The 2,567-nt window shown below is 38.3% G+C and carries 2 protein-coding genes; both read right to left on the bottom strand.

All coding sequences use genetic code 11. The features are described from left to right. Positions 1–96: 96 nt before the first annotated feature. Positions 97–828 carry an IS21-like element helper ATPase IstB gene (gene istB, locus ACOVQ4_RS16920; protein ID WP_421821803.1) on the bottom strand — a complete coding sequence of 244 codons (732 nt, stop codon included), beginning with the start codon at positions 826–828 and terminating at the stop codon, positions 97–99. A gap of 32 nt (positions 829–860) precedes the next feature. After that, a complete protein-coding gene (istA, locus tag ACOVQ4_RS16915) occupies positions 861–2,393 on the bottom strand; it encodes an IS21 family transposase (RefSeq protein WP_421821802.1) in 1,533 nt (510 codons plus the stop codon). Positions 2,394–2,567 lie beyond the last annotated feature (174 nt).

The following is a 2,567-nucleotide window of genomic DNA, read 5'->3' as shown; positions in this document are numbered from 1 at the left end:
TGCTTATTCCGATGAAAGTGAACACCCTATTCCGAAGTAAAGTGAACAGTTGTTTTGATGATCATTTCTTGTTTCAAAATTAAGTAAAAAGAACTATTATTTTTTCATTTTTTTTCTCATGGATTCACCTTTGAGTTCGAAGCGGATTGCTGAGTGAATAATCCTGTCCAAAATAGCGTCTGCAATTGTTTTTTCTTCGATTAAATCATACCAACTTTTAACGGGTAATTGCGAACAAAAAATAGTAGATTTTTTATGATGTCTATCTTCAATCAAATCCATTAAAATGAGTTGTTTTTCGTTGTTGATTGCTTGGAGACCAAAATCGTCAATAATCAACAAATCGCAGTTTTCAATCCTGCTTAATTCCCTCATATAGGAGCCATCGGCTTTTGCCATCATTAACTTGGCAAAGAGTTTTCCTAGATTGTAATAGAGTACTTTGTAGCCCTTGATACAGCATTGATACCCCAATGCGGTAGCCAAAAAACTTTTTCCAGTACCCGTACAACCCGTGACGATTATGTTTTCATTACGCTCTATAAAGGAACAATCCGAGAGTCTGGTGAGCAAATTTCGGTCTAGTTCTCGGTCGGGAGAGTAGCTCATTTCTTCAATCGAAGCCTGATAATGGAATCGGGCATTCTTGAGCAATCGTTGGGTTCTGCTGTTGTTTCGATGATTGTCTTCCGATTCGATAAGCCAGGCGATAAACTCATCATTGGTAAAGGAGTCTTGATTTCTGGTTTCAAACGAAGATTCATAAGCTCGTTTCATTCCGTTTAGACGCATCTTTTGCATCTTTTCGATAGTGGCATTGGTGTTCATATTTAATTCTAATTTAAAGGGTTACTATTTATTTAAGCATAATATTTCGAACCACGGATATTCTCATGGGAGATGGTTACTTTAGAGCATAAATCGGGTTCTTCGAGTTGTTTGTCGAGTCCTTTTTCCAATATGCTTTTGATTGGATTATAACCAATTGCTTCGTAAAGCAAAGCTCTCTTACAGGCGTTGTTTAGCCGTTCTTTACTTGTTTTGGATGCCAAATTCAATACCCCTACGCAACTTTTGTAGTTTTGCTCTGGATATTGTTTTTGCTCCAATATTTTCTCGATACATTCCTTTACCGCTGTGCCAATTTTAGCCGCCCAACTTATAAAATATTCTGGGCTCCAATTATTGTCATAGGTGTGATTAACGGGCATGTGCTCTTTTATGGTAAGGTATGCATACGCTTTTTGGCTGCGAGGGTGCAAGGCGATACGGCTTTGGTTGTGATAGATCTCTACCACGTTTTGAGTAAGTATCATCTTTACTTTCTTGCCAATATAGGCGTGTGGCACACTATAATAGTTTTTGTCATTGGCATAAAAGACGTGGCAGTTTTTCTGAACTGTTGCTGTTTTGTATTCTCTAAGTTCGTAATTCTGGGTTGGCAAAGGTTTTAAAGCTTCTTTTTCAATTCCTTGAAACAAATCTGCCCGACTGTGATTTTTCTTTTGAAAAGGCAGTTTGTTATAGTTCTCCAAAAGCAGTCTGATGGCAGCATTGAGTTCATTGAGGCTGTAAAATTCGGTGTTGCGCAAGGCCGCATAGATACGAGTGTAGGCAATGTTTACGGCACCTTCGACCAAGGATTTATCTTTGGGTTTTAATGGACGAGCAGGCATTATTGAGGTATCATAATGTGAAGCAAATCCAGCAAACTGTTCGTTTATAAAGGGTTCGTACCGACTTGACTTTGTTACTGCCGACTTGAGGTTGTCTGGAATGATGCAGGCTGGAACACCACCAAAGTAATGCAGTGCATTTTGTATGCTGCTTAAAAAGTCGGGGATTCGTTGCGTGAAAGAAGCCTCTAGGTAAGTGTATTGGCTGGCTCCGAGTGTGGCTACAAATACTTCTAAGGGTTTTATCTCACCTGTTTTCCTGTCAATTATGTGCAGTTTCTTTCCTGCATAATCAATAAAGAGTTTTTCGCCTGCTTTATGATTTGTAGGCATATAGCCCTCTGATTTCTTGTTCCACACACTGTAATGCTCACAAAATTGGCTATACATTACCCCTTCGGGATGCTTTACTTTATACTCTTTCCACAAGATGTGCCGTGTAACGCCCACACGTTTCAATTCCTTCTCTACATAAGGAAAAAAAGCGTGCAAATCAACGTGAATAGGCACTCTGTTGCTTGCACTCAAACTACTTGGAACTTCAAAAAGGTCAAACAAATCTTCTTCTGTAAGTTTTAAAAGTTCCTCGGTTTTTAAGCCAGAAACCTCAATTATACTAAGGTATTTTAAAATGGTGGTTCTGGATTTACCAAGGCTTTGAGATATTTTACTGTTGGAAAAACCCTTGTGCTTCATTCTGATGATTTCTTGTATCATAACTGATCCTATTGTTTTATTGGCCATACTATGTGATTTATACCACATAATACAACTAAAAATCATCATCAAAAAACTGTTCACTTTCAATCGGAATCACCTGTACAGTTTCAGTCGGAATAACCTGTACACTTTAAATCGGAATTAGGTGTTCAGTTTGAATCGGAATATCCA

Source organism: Flectobacillus sp. (assembly GCF_049240685.1).
GTDB lineage: Bacteria > Bacteroidota > Bacteroidia > Cytophagales > Spirosomataceae > Flectobacillus.
Note: the sequence above shows the minus strand (reverse complement) of the source record. Positions and strands in the feature narration are given on the sequence as shown.